The following is a 589-nucleotide window of genomic DNA, read 5'->3' as shown; positions in this document are numbered from 1 at the left end:
AAAGACTGGCGGCGCAGTCTCACGAAGTACCCCGATCAGTTCCCCGTTGAAGGCAGCTCTATCGATGAGAATCTGCTTGGTCTCGAAGGGATAGGTCTCGACGCGGGCGAGCACGCGCTCGACCGCGTCAGCCTTGCTGTCCTCGCCAGCTACTGGCTCTACGGCGAGAGTCAGTGGCTTTCCCCGGGCGATGACGAACGCTGTACAATAGCGGTGACACTTCGTTGTTCCGTCACGGGCTTGCATCCTCCTGAACTCGTTTTCGTCCTCTGGGTGGCCGTGGAACGGGTTGTCCATGAAGTCGATACAGACGGTTCTCGACCCGCCACGGTCGAGAACCGTCATTGCGACCAACGCAAGAATGTCGTTCACAGCGTCCAGCATGGCGGGTTTCTGGAGGGTGTGGAGCCAGTCCATCACGGTCTTGCGGTTTGGCGTATCGCTGGTCTTCGTCGTGACCCCGTTGATCGATGTCGTTCCAACGGCGGCCCGAAGCACGACTTCCATGATCCCCTCGGGATCGAGGCCGGAGCCCTCGATCCCTTCCATCGGAATCAGCTCCAGCATCTCCAGAGCAAGAGATTTCAAC

The 589-nt window shown here is 59.3% G+C and carries 1 pseudogene; it reads right to left on the bottom strand.

Annotated features, from left to right (window positions below):
* Positions 1-589: pseudogene (locus tag PHA81_RS20860) on the bottom strand (ISH3 family transposase); the annotation flags it as partial.

Source organism: Halococcus sp. PRR34 (assembly GCF_028617175.1).
GTDB classification, from domain to species: Archaea; Halobacteriota; Halobacteria; order Halobacteriales; family Halococcaceae; genus Halococcus; species Halococcus salifodinae.
This window is presented reverse-complemented; position numbering and strand designations above follow the sequence as displayed.